Annotated in this window: 13 protein-coding genes, 2 pseudogenes and 1 CRISPR repeat array; of the genes and pseudogenes, 4 read left to right on the top strand and 11 right to left on the bottom strand. The window is 45.7% G+C overall.

What is annotated here, in order from left to right; all coding sequences use genetic code 11:
• Positions 1–5: 5 nt before the first annotated feature.
• The 3 genes from FCN15_RS18460 to FCN15_RS18450 are packed head-to-tail and all read right to left on the bottom strand — an operon-like array spanning position 6 to position 3,632.
• On the bottom strand, positions 6–1,250 hold the full coding sequence (locus FCN15_RS18460) for a hypothetical protein (protein WP_138496509.1): 1,245 nt from the start codon (positions 1,248–1,250) through the stop codon (positions 6–8).
• 46 nt (positions 1,251–1,296) lie between these two features.
• A complete protein-coding gene (locus FCN15_RS18455; protein WP_138496507.1) occupies positions 1,297–2,607 on the bottom strand; it encodes a PTS sugar transporter subunit IIC in 1,311 nt (436 codons plus the stop codon).
• Between the two features lie 26 nt (positions 2,608–2,633).
• Positions 2,634–3,632 carry an amidohydrolase family protein gene (locus FCN15_RS18450; RefSeq protein ID WP_203232181.1) on the bottom strand — a complete coding sequence of 333 codons (999 nt, stop codon included), beginning with the start codon at positions 3,630–3,632 and terminating at the stop codon, positions 2,634–2,636.
• 180 nt (positions 3,633–3,812) lie between these two features.
• Between FCN15_RS18450 and FCN15_RS18445 the strand changes: the two genes are divergently transcribed.
• The gene (locus tag FCN15_RS18445) at positions 3,813–4,694 is read left to right on the top strand and encodes a LysR family transcriptional regulator (protein WP_138496505.1); all 882 of its coding nucleotides are present in this window, start codon (positions 3,813–3,815) and stop codon (positions 4,692–4,694) included.
• Between the two features lie 175 nt (positions 4,695–4,869).
• On the opposite strand, the gene araA is transcribed toward FCN15_RS18445, so the two are convergent.
• Genes araA through FCN15_RS18430 form a run of 3 tightly spaced genes read right to left on the bottom strand, consistent with a single transcriptional unit; the run spans position 4,870 to position 8,649 of the window.
• Positions 4,870–6,291 carry an L-arabinose isomerase gene (araA, locus tag FCN15_RS18440; RefSeq protein WP_138496503.1) on the bottom strand — a complete coding sequence of 474 codons (1,422 nt, stop codon included), beginning with the start codon at positions 6,289–6,291 and terminating at the stop codon, positions 4,870–4,872.
• Positions 6,292–6,334: 43 nt separating this feature from the next.
• Positions 6,335–7,030 (bottom strand): L-ribulose-5-phosphate 4-epimerase, encoded by a 696-nt coding sequence (locus FCN15_RS18435; protein WP_138496501.1) that lies wholly within the window; start codon positions 7,028–7,030, stop codon positions 6,335–6,337.
• Positions 7,031–7,032: 2 nt separating this feature from the next.
• Complete coding sequence (locus FCN15_RS18430) at positions 7,033–8,649, bottom strand: xylulokinase (protein ID WP_138496499.1); 1,617 nt, start codon at positions 8,647–8,649, stop codon at positions 7,033–7,035.
• A 312-nt stretch (positions 8,650–8,961) separates the two neighbouring features.
• On the opposite strand from FCN15_RS18430, the gene FCN15_RS18425 reads away from it, so the two are divergent.
• A complete protein-coding gene (locus FCN15_RS18425; RefSeq protein WP_138496497.1) occupies positions 8,962–10,053 on the top strand; it encodes a GntR family transcriptional regulator in 1,092 nt (363 codons plus the stop codon).
• An 83-nt stretch (positions 10,054–10,136) separates the two neighbouring features.
• Here the strand turns inward: FCN15_RS18425 and FCN15_RS18420 are convergent, their stop codons facing one another.
• Positions 10,137–10,952: a Cof-type HAD-IIB family hydrolase gene (locus FCN15_RS18420; protein ID WP_138496495.1), complete on the bottom strand. Its 816-nt coding sequence runs from the start codon at positions 10,950–10,952 to the stop codon at positions 10,137–10,139.
• A gap of 11 nt (positions 10,953–10,963) precedes the next feature.
• A pseudogene (locus FCN15_RS18415) lies at positions 10,964–11,890 on the bottom strand (SMI1/KNR4 family protein); the annotation flags it as partial.
• 253 nt (positions 11,891–12,143) lie between these two features.
• Here FCN15_RS18415 and FCN15_RS18410 point away from each other — a divergent pair.
• Together FCN15_RS18410 and FCN15_RS18405 are read left to right on the top strand one after the other, a co-directional pair.
• Positions 12,144–12,578 carry a MarR family winged helix-turn-helix transcriptional regulator gene (locus FCN15_RS18410; RefSeq protein ID WP_138496491.1) on the top strand — a complete coding sequence of 145 codons (435 nt, stop codon included), beginning with the start codon at positions 12,144–12,146 and terminating at the stop codon, positions 12,576–12,578.
• A gap of 64 nt (positions 12,579–12,642) precedes the next feature.
• A complete protein-coding gene (locus tag FCN15_RS18405; protein WP_420819592.1) occupies positions 12,643–13,284 on the top strand; it encodes a nitroreductase family protein in 642 nt (213 codons plus the stop codon).
• A gap of 117 nt (positions 13,285–13,401) precedes the next feature.
• Here the strand turns inward: FCN15_RS18405 and FCN15_RS19555 are convergent.
• The 3 genes and pseudogenes from FCN15_RS19555 to FCN15_RS18390 all read right to left on the bottom strand — a co-directional run.
• Positions 13,402–13,488: pseudogene (locus tag FCN15_RS19555) on the bottom strand (RNA polymerase subunit sigma-70); the annotation flags it as partial.
• A 111-nt stretch (positions 13,489–13,599) separates the two neighbouring features.
• Complete coding sequence (locus tag FCN15_RS18395) at positions 13,600–14,205, bottom strand: ATPase (protein WP_138496486.1); 606 nt, start codon at positions 14,203–14,205, stop codon at positions 13,600–13,602.
• On the bottom strand, positions 14,198–14,377 hold the full coding sequence (locus FCN15_RS18390) for a hypothetical protein (protein ID WP_138496485.1): 180 nt from the start codon (positions 14,375–14,377) through the stop codon (positions 14,198–14,200). The genes FCN15_RS18395 and FCN15_RS18390 overlap by 8 nt, the downstream gene beginning before the upstream one ends.
• Before the next feature lie 480 nt (positions 14,378–14,857).
• Positions 14,858–15,288: a CRISPR direct-repeat array (repeat unit 32 nt; unit sequence ATTTCAATCCACGCACTCACATGGAGTGCGAC).
• Between the last annotated feature and the right edge of the window lie 26 nt (positions 15,289–15,314).

Genomic DNA, 15,314 nt, shown 5'->3' with positions numbered 1-15,314 from the left:
AGATTTCATTGATTAATCTCTTGGACTAACGAAATGAATCCCTCTTTAAAGACTTCACTGGATCCCCTTCCAAGCCGGGTATTCATTGCTGTATAGGTGATTCGTTCATAGTCCATTTCTTCCGGCAAATATTTGGCACCGCCGTTGACCATGGTTATTATAAAAATATGGGTATCGGGAAAGAGTGCCTTAAGATCAGCTCCATAGCCGCTGTTTAATTCAGGCTGTGTTCCGATTAGCAGAACCTCTCCAATCCGAATGGCTTCGATCGGAATGTCCGCATAGGAGCCTGTCAAGTGAAATGAATAATGAAGCTCCGGCCGGATTTCTTTTGTACTGCGAGACATTTCCTGTTCTGGACATCGTACAATCTTCTTCCGAATTGACACGTTTGACACTTCTTCATACTCGCTGATTAGCTTAACCTGTTCTATAACTTTCTGGCCCAAATATCGGCCAAACTGCTCGACCAGGACAAATCCATCATCGTGAATATCCTCTTCATAAACAGCCTTAATCATAGGTGCCTGGTCTCCCGCGCTGCCTGTGAAGAAGGAAGCCACAACATTCCCCGAATATTCTTGCTCAATATGACGTGATGCTTCTCCGGCCAAGTCTCCGGAGATCAACTTTCCTCCCTCGCAGCTAATGGAACCATCCATTATCGAAGATTGGATATCATAATTAAACAGAATTGCTATGGGTTCATTACTATTTAGATGTTGAAAGACCATAACATTCACATCTTTAATGGATGTTCCTTCTTCATTCCTCCCCAGCCACCAGCCGCGTTCCGTCTGAATGTTCCGGTTAATGTTCACCAAGCACTTCCCCTTTGCAGCGCCAGCTTTCGCCGGCGATAACGACTGGGATGCTGCTGCAGCAGCTTTCTTCAGTGCATTTGTTATGCTTGTGTGTAAAACGGCATGGATCCGGTGATCTTCATCCGTTTTTCTCGATTCTCTCGGACTCAGGTGAGGAGCAGAAAAGGTATGCGTCGCACAGATCCAAACATTCTCGGGATTTAACTCCGCCGTCTCTGCTACGATTTCTTTAAATTCATTTATGGCTTCCAAAGGCAAAGAAGTGATTTCAACCGAAACAAGCGCGAGTCTAACTTCATTCTGAATCAGAACGACACGAATCTGCAGATCATCGTGAATGCCGGTGAATTGTTTGATGGGAAATACCGCATCTGAAAGCTCAATTACAGCTTTGCCGGCACCCGCTAATAGAACGTTTTTTTTCATAAGAAGCCTCCAGTCAAAGATAAAACGTCTATAGGTTCAGTTTGGATTACATACTGACTTTTCCAAACCCTTCTTGCATCTTGGCTTGTTCTTTCGCTTCTTCCTGTTCCGCCTGCTTCAGCAATGACTTATCATAAACTTTCGCAAATGGATAGAATAGCGCCATTGAAACGGGAATCATGAGCAGCTGCCAAATCGCCAGCTGCCAGTTACCCTGCACCAGTCCGAACAGAACCATTGGAACCTGGTGAGGCACCTGCACACCTGTCAGAATAGGAATAATTCCAGTGGCCATGAAGAAGTACAGAGTGAGATTTGTGACTAAAGGAATAAGAATAACTACCGGAATGAACAAAATCGCATTGAGTACTGTTGGAATGCCAAAATTAACAGGTTCAGCAATGTTGAATATGGCGGCCGGGAGAGCAATTCTTGAAACTGATTTAAGCTGTTTCGACTTTGCCATCCACAAGAAGGTTAAGGCAATCGACAGAGCGGGAGTCCCCAAGCTGTCCATAAAAACCATTCCCACATAATTTGTAACATGCTCTCCAGCTTGAATTTGGGCTAGTCTCTGTGTATCCAGTCCCAGCCAGATTGGCAGCATGACCGCGCCGACCACGTTGAACCCATGAATACCGAACCACCAAAGCATCTGCATAACCATGTACGCTACCAGGAATGCCCAGAATGAACTTCCCATACCTAGCAGCGGTTTCTGCAAAAGTTGAACAACTAATGCGTGAACATTTCCGTAAGAGGTCAGCGTGAACAGATAAGAAATCACAGCCGATACCAAAGTAATCAACACTGCAGGGATCAAGCTTGAAAAGCTTTTTTCGACAAACGGCGGAACACCATCAGGCATTTTGATAACCCAATTCCGTTTAACGATAAATTGATAAGCGCGCGAAACCAATATAGCAATCAATATGGAAACAAAGAGTCCTCCGCTTCCTAAGTAATCAAAATGGTAAGATAACGCACCAGAGTCATCCGTGACAAATGGGGTAAGCACGAAGAACGAAATCAGAGCTACAAAGGAGACGGAGAGAGCATCAAGATTTGCCTTTTGTGCAAAGCTGTAAGCGATAAAGAAGACCGTATAAATCGACAGAAGACCGAAGGTTACGTTATAGGGAACCATCAATGCATTGTAGATATTAATATCCTTCAAGAAATTAATCCAGCTGGTAACCGGAAAGTTAGCGATAAGATAGAATATTGAACCGATGATTGTAACCGGCAAGAATCGGGTCAAACCCGCCGAAATTGCATTTAAGTCTTTCTGGGTTGAAATTTTATTTGAAATCGGCTGAAGATATCTTTCCAACTTATCGACAAATGTATTTGCCATCTTGATCCCTCCAGGGTCATAAAAAATTAGACACGATAAATTTCTTTTGCATTTTCATACAATATTTTGTTCTTATCCTCGCTGCTGATATTCAAATTCATTACAAAGTCCGGACCGCCCATCAGCCACTGTTCTTTCACAGGATAGGAAGAACCATAGATAATATGATCGGCTCCCAGTACTTCTACTGCGCACTCCAGCTGTGTCTTGCCCCAAGGCTGCGCATGTGACATTTCAAAATAAATATTGTTCCTTAAATAATCTTCATATTTATCGGAGCCCACCTCAAATCTTCCGTTGCCGCTGCTTTTAGGGAACAACATATTTCGATTGGTAAAAAATCCGCCTCCCAGCATTGAGTGAATCAATTTAAGATTAGGGAATTCCTCGAACATTCCGCTGAAGATTTCCCTTCCGACTGCGATTGATTGATCAATGCACCGTCCATAAGTACGCCGAAGATTATTAAATTCATAGATCGAGTCGAATTGGACGGGTACAGGAGTGTGATGGACATAAACCGGAATATTCATCTCATTAACTTTCCGGAAAAACGGTTTAAATATTTCATTATCCAAATATAGATTTCCGTAATGAGCGGACACCTGCACCCCTGCAAAACCGAGTTCATAAATCGCTCTCTCCAACTCCGCCAAACATTCCTCATCATCGTAAGGCGGAACGACAGCAAGTGCCTTTAGTTTTCCCCCACTCCGCTGTGTATGGTTATAAGCTTCATTATTGAATCGTTTACACAGTTCCAGTGTTAACCATTCCTGACAGCCTGGGAGCTTCATTATCGCTTGATCCACGCCTGCCTTCTCCATATCAGCAAGCTGCTTTTCCAGCAGATACTCACTACCGATATAGTTCAAGCTTTGAAAACCCTTTGGCTTCTCAATAACAATTTGTTTATCTTCGCCGTCTTTCAACTCCTTTAAATATCCGAAAGTCCCGTATTCTTGAGGAACAGCCCGTAAGAATTCATTCAGCATGCTTACATCTGTAAATAAACTATAGGGCATCCAGTATAGGTTCGAATCTATAACCAACTCCTGCACCTCTTTCTCTCTTTATTAAGCGCTTTCTCATTAATGAGTAAAGCGCTTTCTACATTTCTTATTTTGCTCCATATCCGCGTTGACACGCAATTCGTTTTAGGCTACATTTATTCCAAAAAGGAATAAGTCGATCGGGGGCAATTTATGGAAACAGAGTACCTGCATAATTTCGTTATTTTAGCTGCAACCGGAAATTTCTCAGAGGCTGCCGATAGTCTTTTTATTTCACAATCTACACTTTCAAAACGAATTAACAAACTTGAAAATACATTAGGGGTTACCTTATTCAGCAGGACTACAAAGCATGTTGAGTTAAACGAATACGGAATAGTATTTTTAGAATATGCTAAGCACATGCTGTTACTTCAGGAGCAATGCTTAAATGAAATTAAAAGTATGCTTCCCTATGCACAATCAACTATAAAAATCGGCTCCATCCCATCCATGGCCAATTACGGGATAACTGACCTGGTGTCAGAATTTATTCGAACCCGGAATATTCCGGTTCAAGTAACTACAGGCCAATCCGGCAAACTGGAGAAAATGCTGCTTCATAATCAGTGCGACTTTGCTTTCATCCGTCAGGTCCATGATCCGGATAACCAATTAGTTAAGAAGAAGTTTACTTCTGATAATTTGGTAGCCGTTCTGCCTAAAGGCCATCCTTTGTCAGAACACTCCCCCGCTTCAATTACACAATTAAAAAAAGAGGCGTTTGTTCTTCAACCCGTAAATTCCCGGCCGTATAACTATTGCATAGCTATTTGTAAAAAGTTTGGATTTACGCCTAATGTGATATTTACGGATTCACAGATCGATAATATTGTGGATTTTGTTGCAAAAGGTCTAGGGGTATCTCTGCTGATGGAAAAACTGGTCACCTATCTCGAAAATGATAAAGTTCAAATTGTCCAGATTACGCCAACGATCTCAACGGACATTACGCTTTGTTATAATCGAAATTTGCTGCTTAGCGGAGAACATAAGCAATTTGTCAACTTCGTAAAGGAGAAGAGCACAATGTAGACTTTGTGCTTGAGAGAATTGGATAACAAAGCAGTGAGCGGGCCTGCCCCAAGTTAAGCAAAAAACCGCTTCTTGTAAATGGAATTACCCATTTACTAAAGAAGCGGTTTTTTATAATTGGCTCAAGAAAGGCGCGGCGCCTTCCTCTCCGCCCCCCTTCCCTCATCCATATAAATCACTTAATAACAACGTATTCCAAATTAACCAGCTTCGCGTAGGTCACGATTTGGTCTGTTGTCAGGTTCAGGGACACAACGGTATGGTGGCCGCCGCCATTTTCGATCCAGGCCTTCACCCCATCCTGGAAGTTCGGCTTCACTTGCCAGAGTACACGGGCAACCGGCAGCTTTGGAGCCGGAACGGTCGGCTCGAATGCGGAAACCTCATTGATCAGCAGTTTATAATGAGTGCCAAAGTCAGCCATGGATACGACGACGCCTTCGCCGGCTTTGCCGTCGAATACCAGACGCGCCGGATCTTCACGGTCACCGATGCCGAGCGGGGAAACAATAATCTTCGGCTTATTGACAGCCAAGGTCGGATCAACCTCCAGCATATGGGACTGCAGGATGGCTTCCTGACCCGCTGCCATCTCATAGGTGTAATCCTCCATAAAGCCCGTGTTTTGGTTGCGGCTCATCACTTTCAGCAGGCGGTCGAGCGCCGCTGTCTTCCAGTCGCCCTCACCGGCAAAGCCGTAGCCCTGCGCCATCAGCCGCTGAACGGCAAGACCCGGAAGCTGTTTCATTCCATGCAAATCTTCGAAGTTTGTCGTGAAGGCATTATACCCTTTCTCATCCAGGAACCGCTTGAGGGCGATTTCATAGCTTGCCTGAACTCTGACGCTGGCTTCCCAGTCTTCTTTGCTGTACGTTCCGTATTCGAACTCGTAGAGCTCCGCATATTGGGCCATCAGATCATCGATTTCCTGCTCTGTAACGGCACTCACGTACTGCACGAGGTCGCCAATACCGAAATAGTCAACGGTCCATCCAAATTGAATTTGAGCCTCGACTTTATCTCCTTCTGTTACACCAACGTTGCGCATGTTGTCGCCGAAACGGGCGACTTTGATGTTGAAGCTTTCGTTAAAGGCAACGGCCACGTCCATCCAGTCCGCAATCTGCTTCTGCACTTCCGCGCGTTCCCAGTAGCCTACGACGATCTTATTTTGTTTCTGCAGACGGGCATTGATAAAGCCATATTCACGGTCGCCGTGAGCAGCCTGGTTCAAGTTCATAAAATCCATGTCAATGGTTGCCCAAGGAATGCTTTCATTGAACTGGGTTGCCAGGTGAAGCAAAGGCTTCTGCAGCAGCTTCGTGCCGCGGATCCACATTTTTGCAGGAGAAAATGTATGCATCCAGGTGATGACACCCGCCACCTCGTCGCGGTAATTGACCTCTTTCATAATGCTTGTAATTTTATCCGCGCTGACAGCCAGATCCTGCAGGACCAGCGGATAAGGCAGCACGCCGCTTTGATTCAAGGCATCCGTCATCGTCTGCGCATGAGCTTTAACCTCAGCCAGCGCTTCTTCCCCATACAAATGCTGTGAACCTACAACGAACCAAAACTGTTTAGCTGCTACTGACATCCTAATCTCCTCTTTTCTATATTTATTAGTTGGATAATGGCCGTTACTTCTGCCCGTAGTAGGCATCCTTCCCGTGCTTCCGCAGATAGTGCTTATCCAGAATGCCCTGCGGCAGCTCTTTGGCAAAATGGTTCAATTGCCGGGCGTACAGGTTCATTTTGCAGACCTCTTCCAGCACGACGCTGTTCACGACCGCCGATTTGGCGTCTTTCCCCCAAGTGAAAGGCGCATGTCCGTGGAGCAGGACGGCCGGCACTGCCATGACATCCAGTCCGCGCTGCTCGAAGGTTTCAATGATAACCCGGCCTGTCTCCGCTTCGTATCCCCGGTCAACCTCCTCCTGACTCAGGAAACGGGCGCAGGGAACGGCGCCATAGAAGGTGTCGGCATGCGTCGTTCCCATAACAGGTACGTCCAGCCCCGCCTGCGCCCAGATGGTTGCCCAGGTCGAGTGGGTATGCACGATGCCGCCGATTTGCGGATAGTGTTTGTACAGCACGGCATGAGTCGCGGTATCGGAGGAAGGTCTGAGCTCTCCTTCGACTACTCGGCCTTCTAGATCCACAACCACCATATCGCTCGGTTTCATCGTTTCGTAGCTGACCCCGCTCGGTTTAATGACAAACAGTCCGCTTTCCCGGTCAACAGCGCTCGCATTGCCCCAAGTAAATTTTACAAGTCCGTGCTTCGGCAAATCGAGATTCGCTTGATATACCTCTTCTTTCAGTTGCTCTAACAACGTTAGTCCCTCCCATTCTCCAGCAGATGCTCTACAGCAGCCTGTTCAATGGCGAGCCCTGCCTGGTAGCGTTTAATGAATGCTTCGAACCCTTGCACATCCGCCTCATCCGGCGCCATTTCCTGTCCTTCTGCATTTTTGAAGACCTTCTGCTCAAGGAAATCCTCCAGGCTCTCTTCCTGATCCTTGTTGATCATGTAAGATGCCAGAAGCGCCATGCCCCATGCTCCGCCTTCGCCAGCCGTAGACATGACCGAGATCGGCACGTTGAGGGCAGCGGCTACGATTTTTTGCCCGACGACGGGAGTTTTGAATAGGCCGCCATGAGCCAAAATGCTGTCAATGGCCACTTGTTCATTTTCCGTTAAAATATCCATTCCGAGCTTCAATGCCCCGAAAGCCGTAAATAAGTGCACACGCATGAAATTAGCCAGATTAAATCTGCTTTCAGGCGAGCGGACAAACAATGGCCGGCCTTTGTCTATTCCGGTAATATTCTCGCCCGAGAGATAACCGTAGCTGAGCAAACCGCCGGCATCCGGGTCCGCCTCCAAGGCCTTGTTGAACATCACGCTGAACAATTTGCCGGAATCCACGTCGTATCCCATAGCTTCGGCAAATTCACGGAACAATCCCATCCAGGCATTGAGATCGCTGGAGCAGTTGTTGGCATGCACCATGCCGACCGGATTGCCGTTTGGTGTCGTGACCATATCGATCTCCGGATATACCTTGGATAGTTCCTTTTCCAATACAATCATCGCAAAAACAGACGTGCCCACGGAGACGTTCCCCGTACGCTTTCTGACGCTGTTCGTCGCGATCATACCTGTGCCGGCATCACCTTCCGGCGGACATAACGGAATTCCGGGCTGCAGATCCCCGGCCGGATCCAGAAGTCCAGCTCCCGCCTCTGTCAGGGCGCCAGCCTGCTCTCCGGCGAGGTACACCTTAGGCAGAAGATCCTCCAGCTTCCACGGCAAGCCTTTGTCTGCAAGCCGCTCATCAAATTTCTTGATCATCGCTGGATGGTAGTTATGGGTTAACTCATCTACGGGAAAGATGCCGGAAGCATCCCCGATCCCGATCGCTTTATCGCCTGTCAGCAGCCAGTGAATGTATCCGGCCAGTGTTGTTATGTAATCAATGCGGGGCACATGCTCCTCTTGGTTTAAAACAGCCTGGTACAAGTGTGCAATACTCCAGCGCTCAGGGATATTAAACTGAAACAATTCCGTTAATTCCCTTGCTGCCGCGCCAGTTGTGGCATTCCGCCAGGTCCGAAACGGCACCAGCAGCTCACCCGTACTGTCGAATGCCATATAGCCGTGCATCATAGCGGAAAATCCGATCGAGCCTATAGTCCGGAGTGCAACTCCGTAATTCCGCTCCACTTCGTTCTTCATTTCACGATATGCAGCCTGGAGGCCTGCAATAATATTTTCCTGGTCATACGTCCAATATCCGTCTTTCAACAGATTCTCCCACTCATAGCTTCCCGAAGCGATGGTCTCGAAATGACGATTGATCAGCACCGCTTTGATCCGCGTAGATCCCAGTTCGATCCCCAGCGAGGTTTCTCCTCTGGTTATCGCTTCTTTCAAGTCTGCATGACTCATGAGCACGTATTTCCCCTCTCTGTTATTCGATCGAATGAATACGCTTTCTCTTTGTGACAGCCTTAGTATATTTTCTGTACGTACATTTGTCAATGAATTAAAATAGTTATACTTACATAAATGAGAATATTCTTCCTGTTTGCGCCCTTATCGCTGTTCTCCTTAAGATGTAAATAAGATGTAAATGGAACTTATACTCTTGAAAATCAAACAAAATCAAATACAACTAGCAATGTTCTTGCATTCTAGAGCTTTTATGCTAAAATATGTACGTACAACTTATTGAGCAACCAGGAAAGATGAGGACTGTGCATGAAGCCTAAGTACCAATTTATTATTGATGCGATTAAAAGTGACATCCTTTCGGGAACGTACAAAGCAGGTGAGCGAATTCCATCAGAGCTCGCTTTGCAGGAGAGCTACAACGTCAGCCGGCAGACCGTCAGAAAGGCTATTCTGGAGCTTTCGAACGAGGGATTCCTGAGAAGCGAGCAAGGCTCCGGCACCTATGTCAGCACACAATACCGGTCCAAAACGAGCGGGAAAGCCAACAACAAAACAATCGGTGTCATTACGACCTATATCTCGGATTACATCTTCCCTTCCATTATCCGCGGCATTGAAAGCCGGTTAAATGAAGAGAACTATTCCCTGCTGTTAGCGAGTACAAATAATGACGTCTCCCAGGAAAAGAAGGCGCTGGAAATGATGCTCTCCTACGGCGTGGATGGACTGATTATAGAGCCTACCCGAAGCAATATTTATAACCCCAATATCGCTTACTACCTGTCCTTTAAGGAGCAGGAGGTTCCGTTAACGATGATCAACGCCTATTATGAAGAGCTGGAGGTTCCTTTCTTCTGCCTGGATGACGTGCAGTCCAGCTATCTCGCCACCCGGGAGCTGATCTCCAAAGGACACACCCAAATCGGGATCATTGCGAAAATGGATGATTTGCAGGGAAAGTTTAGAATGAAGGGATTTATCAAGGCTCTTGGAGAAGCCAAATTGCGGTTCCAGCACGAGCATGTGCTTTCATTTGATACGTCAACCAAGCCGGACCTGTCCACGAACCTGGAAGCCTATTTGAAAGACAATCGGGATGAATTAACGGCACTTGTCTGCTACAACGATGAGGTCGGCTTGGAGGTCGTACATGTCTGCAACAAGCTGGGAATCTCCATTCCAGACGAGCTTTCCATCATCGGCCAGGACAACTCCTATATCGCCAAGAATGCAAATATCAAACTGACAACACTGACACACCCCCAGGAGCAAATGGGCCGCGACGCAGCGGACTGGGTCATAAAGAATCTGCAAGGAAAAAAAGACCTGCCCCAAAGCACCTACTACCAGCCTGTATTGATTGAGGGCGAAACGGTAAAAGAAATCGAAGTGGAATAGCCTTGGACTAAGGCGTGGATGCAAACTGCAGCAGGCTTAATCTTTGCTCAAACAGGCCAAGTTTAAACTTGCTGCTAACAAACTCACTCTTTGAAAGGACCTTGCTTGGCAAAATATTGGTCGATAACCTCTAAGACACCACTTTTATCATTAGACGGCGCTGTATAGGCTGCTGCATTTTTCACCTCGGCAGATCCATTCTCCATCGCAAATCCGTATTTTACATGTTTCAGCATTTCAATATCATTGCCGCCATCACCAAAAGCCATAGTTTCCTCATCTTTCACCTTCCATCTTTCTTGTAACATTTGAATACCAGAAGCCTTATGGAACCCAGGGACAATCAAATCAATACTCCCATGCCCGCTGGAGACCGGGGTCACTCTATCTCCGATTCTGCTTTGAAGGAAATCCCTTAACTGCAGAGTTTCCTCTTCTGGACAGGCCAAGGCAAATTTTAAAATTTGATCGTTAACCTCATTGAAACTCTCCACCCTCTTTAAGCGGTGATAATACTTGTTCATAATAGTGAAAAAGGCATCCGATACGCTGTCTAGAACATAAGCACTATCTTTGCCGCATAACACAATTGAAAATTTATTATCTACTACCAGCTCTTCAAGAATAAACTGGACATCCTTCTTTGGAATATCAACAGCGAATACTTCCTGTCCTTGATCCACGATAAAAGCACCATTTTCAGATACATAACTAATTTCATTTTGGATTTCACCAAAGAATGACTTTAGCTGATCATATTGGTTCCCGCTTGCCACAACAAACCGGATCCCCATCTCCTTCATCCTTACATATTGATTAAAAAATCTTTCTTTATCATATTCCATCTCATTATTAAGAAAAGTTCCATCCATATCCACGGCAATGAGCTTTATGGTCATATCATTTCCTCCTCAAATACCTCTTCATGAACAAGCCCGCGGATAAAAGACTCGAAATTCTCAGCAAGAAAAGTAATTTCATAATCCGCTTCCTGGTCAACATGAATGACACTCGGCTCTCCATCTCTGCCGCACTGCCGGTAATCAAGCATAATCACGTCATGTCCTGCGGAAGGGCAGTCTCCAAACACGATACCAATATCAGGATATCCCCATTCTTCAATCATAAACCGGCTGCCCAAGTCTCCGCACAGTGAATAACTTTTATCACGACCTATTCCCATGATGCCGGAGAGGGCGGCATGATCCTCTGCCCAAGAAGTGGGTTCGGCCGTCGGAAAGCATGTATTACGGGGGATTCCCCCATTTTGCTGTTTCATCAAATGAATATAGGAAGCCGGTAATTTATAGCCAAGCTCATGTTCGACCGCAGCTATTAATTCATCAGTGGGCGGCGCCGATACGTATTCTTTCCGTGCATAATCGCTGTCCTCCCAGAAGTCCGAGAAATCCAGCTGGTCAAAAGGAATGAGCTTGCCCTCGTCATCTCTATTCCACTTGGCAGCTTGAGCAATTCGTTCAGCCGTAACTGCTCCACGTCTGCTCCACTCCAGGAGCTCCAATATATCTTCATGATCAGAATCCAGTTCATACGCTTTCTCTAAATGCTGGATCGCTTGGTCAAATTGGTTCAAATGATAATAAGCATATCCAGCCCGGTAATGCCACAGCGGGTCTTCATTTCCTTGCCCGGCTATTTGCATCAGCTGTTTCAATGCCTGCTCGTATTGATTCAGATTGTTAAGCGCTCTGGCCAAATGGCTGGTTAATGAATAGTCTCTCTCCGTTGAAGGTATGGACTCAATCTGGTCCACGATTTTCTGGTATTCCCCCTGCTCATGCCAATAAGTAAGTTTAGCCAAAAATGTATCTTCCATTGTCAGCTCTCCCCTCTCATACTCGTTAAGCAACCATAACTATTATAGTCAATGAAGATCAGCCCCACAAAGGCTTCTATAGGCGCATGTCTTTCGAACTAGGCTTGCATAATCAAATTGTGCATGATATATTGTTAAGGCATTAAAAGTTGAGGGGTCAATTAATAGGGCAAAACTGATTTGCTTTCCAGTTAAAAATAACAGCCGTCAGTTTCCTTATGGTTCATGATTGAGATTATCAGGGAGGTCTGACATGACAGCATCACCTGACAGAAGAGAGCAAATCCTGCAGCTTCTTCACGGACTTGGCAATCGAATCAGTCCAAGGTTTGAACGTTGTACCGGTATCAGTTCTACCCGCTTCGAAATTCTCCATGAATTGTGTCAGGCAGAAGAACTCAACCAGTCTATGCTGCAGAAGGCCATTCAAGTAGACAGCGCTGCCATTACACGGCATCTGAAGCAGCTGGAGGCTGATGGAGTGGTCACTCGCCGGAGAAACCCGGAGGACAACCGGATTACCTTCGTCAGGCTTACAGAAGAAGGACGAGCTCGCATTGACGGTTACCGTAAGGAGAAGAATAATCTCATCCAGCAAGTTATGCATAATTTTAGTGATGAGGAAATCACCCGGCTGGCTCAGTATCTTGAGCGGCTGCAGAATAATATGGACGAGCGCTTTAGCTGAGCCATATAGCGCATTTTTAGAGACAGCAGCAAATCGAACTAATGTATAAACAAAGGAGCTATTTATCGTGAGCAAAGTTCAAAGATCCAATGATTTTCAAGAGATTACCTTCGGGCGCCGTTCGGTTAAAGCTTATGACCCAGAGGTCAAAATCAGCCGGGAAGAAATGACAGAGATTTTGTCCGAAGCCTCCCGCGCCCCTTCCTCTGTTAATTTGCAGCCTTGGCGTTTCGTCGTTATTGAAAGTGAAGAAGGCAAAGCGAAGCTGGCCCCGCTGGCACGTTTTAACCAAACCCAGGTGGCGACCTCTGCCGCAGCTATCGCTATTTTTATGGATATGAATAACAAAGAACACCTGGATGAGATCTATACCAAAGCAGCAGAACTGGGCTACATGCCTCATGATGTGATGAGTTCTCAGCTGAAGGCCATTCACGGCTATTATGATCAATTGTCAAACGAAGCCTTGCGGGATGTAAATCTGATTGATTCCGGTTTGGTCGCTATGCAGCTTATGCTGGTTGCTCGTGCCCATGGTTACGACACCAATCCGATCGGCGGCTATGAGAAAGATCAGATCGCCGAGGCTTTTGGGCTGGACAAAGAGCGTTATCAGCCGGTAATGCTCGTAACTATAGGAAAAGCAGCCAAAGAAGGTTACCCTTCCTACCGGCTGCCCGTAGAAACGACTACGGTTTGGAAATAAGCGGGCTGTAATTCTTTACACAAGCTTTAATTTTAAAAAAAGTTGTTGGCTAACTGCCAGCTCGCAGTTAGCCAATGCGCTTTTCCCACTTTGAGAAAAAGACCGCAGAAGTAATCTCCGCTCTTTCCCGCCATGTTCCAGCCCAAACCGGCCTTTAATGACCTCTTGCTCACGTTCATTCAGAATATCGAGGTTCTGATCGATCGAGATCAAATCTTCTAAATCTTCTCCGGTGTTGTCGAATTTTTTGAGGTTGTGGATACGAAACGATGTAAAAAAATAAACCAAATCCGGTCGGTCCCGATCCGAATTGGTTTATTTTTTCGTTTTCCCCCTGCTCTGTAGTTGTCGATCAATGATTTGTACCCATTCTGGCAATTCAACTGAGTAATATTTCACTCCACTGTGATTAGCTTCAAGAATAATTTCACCATCAGTGTTACTATTATCTATAACGATCAATTGATCTATTTGGTCCAAGTAAGTCAGTAAGTTATTCATACTTGTTACATGGCGTCTAAGAATATCCTCGCTTTCAATATGGTGCCCCCCGTTTCTCACACGTGTAGCAACACGTTCAATATTAAGCCTGACATCTCCTAACCCTATATAAAACATAATAATTTCGAAACCTTGTTCCTTTGCGTCTCGCATCTGTCTGATGACATTTCCACCTGCCAGAGTCGTCTCCACAGTGAAGTCCCATCTATTCCGGATACATTCTCTGGCTATTCTTATGGCTGCTTTTCCAGCAGATACTTTATTCTTTTCAGGAAGTTGACTATTCATTTTGCGAGCTAATGCATCTGGATCAATATTTACGCTAACCCCAAGCCTGTCAACAATCAAGTTGCGAATCGTACTCTTACCACTTCCATTATTACCTGCAAATACAAACATGGTTGCAACTGGCTCAATCATGGTTTAATTCCTGTTCCTTTATCTCCTCAATTTGACCCGTGCTATATTCTTTAACAATCTGCCCATTGGCTGTTTTGTATACGATATATGTCCCGTTTGCTTTAGCATCCAATTTCGCACGGTCACCCGTTAAACGAATTAATTTAGCAAGGTCCTGCGTAAGATTCTTCATTTATACAAACACCTCATTTAGATATATAGTTCGAGTATACCATAGTACAACACTTTAATTTTGCTTAAGTCTGTTTGCATCATGTAACTAATTAGCCTGTAAGAATGAACTTCAAATGATCCATCTCTATTCAATAGGAACGACCGCTATCAAGCACACAGCCCGAGGTTTAGCCGCTGCAATGGTTCCAACGTCTTAGCGCGTTCCCGTATGATCCCCGAACGAAGACAGTATCCGCACAGTACCAATTTGGTAAAAATTGAAAGGAACTCAATTCAATTACGTTCAACCGCCCCCTTTTGTCGGTACGTGTTTATATGCTTCCGAATGGTGGTCAAATCCTGGAGCATTTCCCAGCTCCAACCACTTAGCCCCTTCTGCTGCTTCACCATCAAAGGAAAAGTCCCCCATACGGCTAATATTGGCATTCCCGGTCGCCAGCCGATTTGGTATACAACATCCTGAAGAACATCCTAAACTATTTCAATCCACGCACTCACATGGAGTGCGACGAATTCCAAATTTCAGGAAGTTTTATTGTCTTATGATTTCAATCCACGCACTCACATGGAGTGCGACGGATACTGGTCACACCGATTCAGGTATACCAAACTATTTCAATCCACGCACTCACATGGAGTGCGACTTTTGCAACATGCTGAGACACTGATTAATCTGCGATTTCAATCCACGCACTCACATGGAGTGCGACATACTCATTTTCGTTTACCCCTCTGCATGTAATTATTTCAATCCACGCACTCACATGGAGTGCGACTGATCTCCTACGAGGTGTACGAAGGTCGTACCTGATTTCAATCCACGCACTCACATGGAGTGCGACAAATTCATCCGATAGAGACAAGCTATTTTCGATCTATTTCAATCCACGCACTCACATGGAGTGCGACAGCTTGCCCATATTGGCTGAATGTAT

The organism is Paenibacillus pinistramenti (genome assembly GCF_005869875.1).
In the GTDB taxonomy this organism is placed as follows: domain Bacteria; phylum Bacillota; class Bacilli; order Paenibacillales; family Paenibacillaceae; genus Fontibacillus; species Fontibacillus pinistramenti.
The sequence above is the reverse complement of the archived record's forward strand: the minus strand, read 5'-3'. Positions and strand labels throughout refer to the sequence as shown.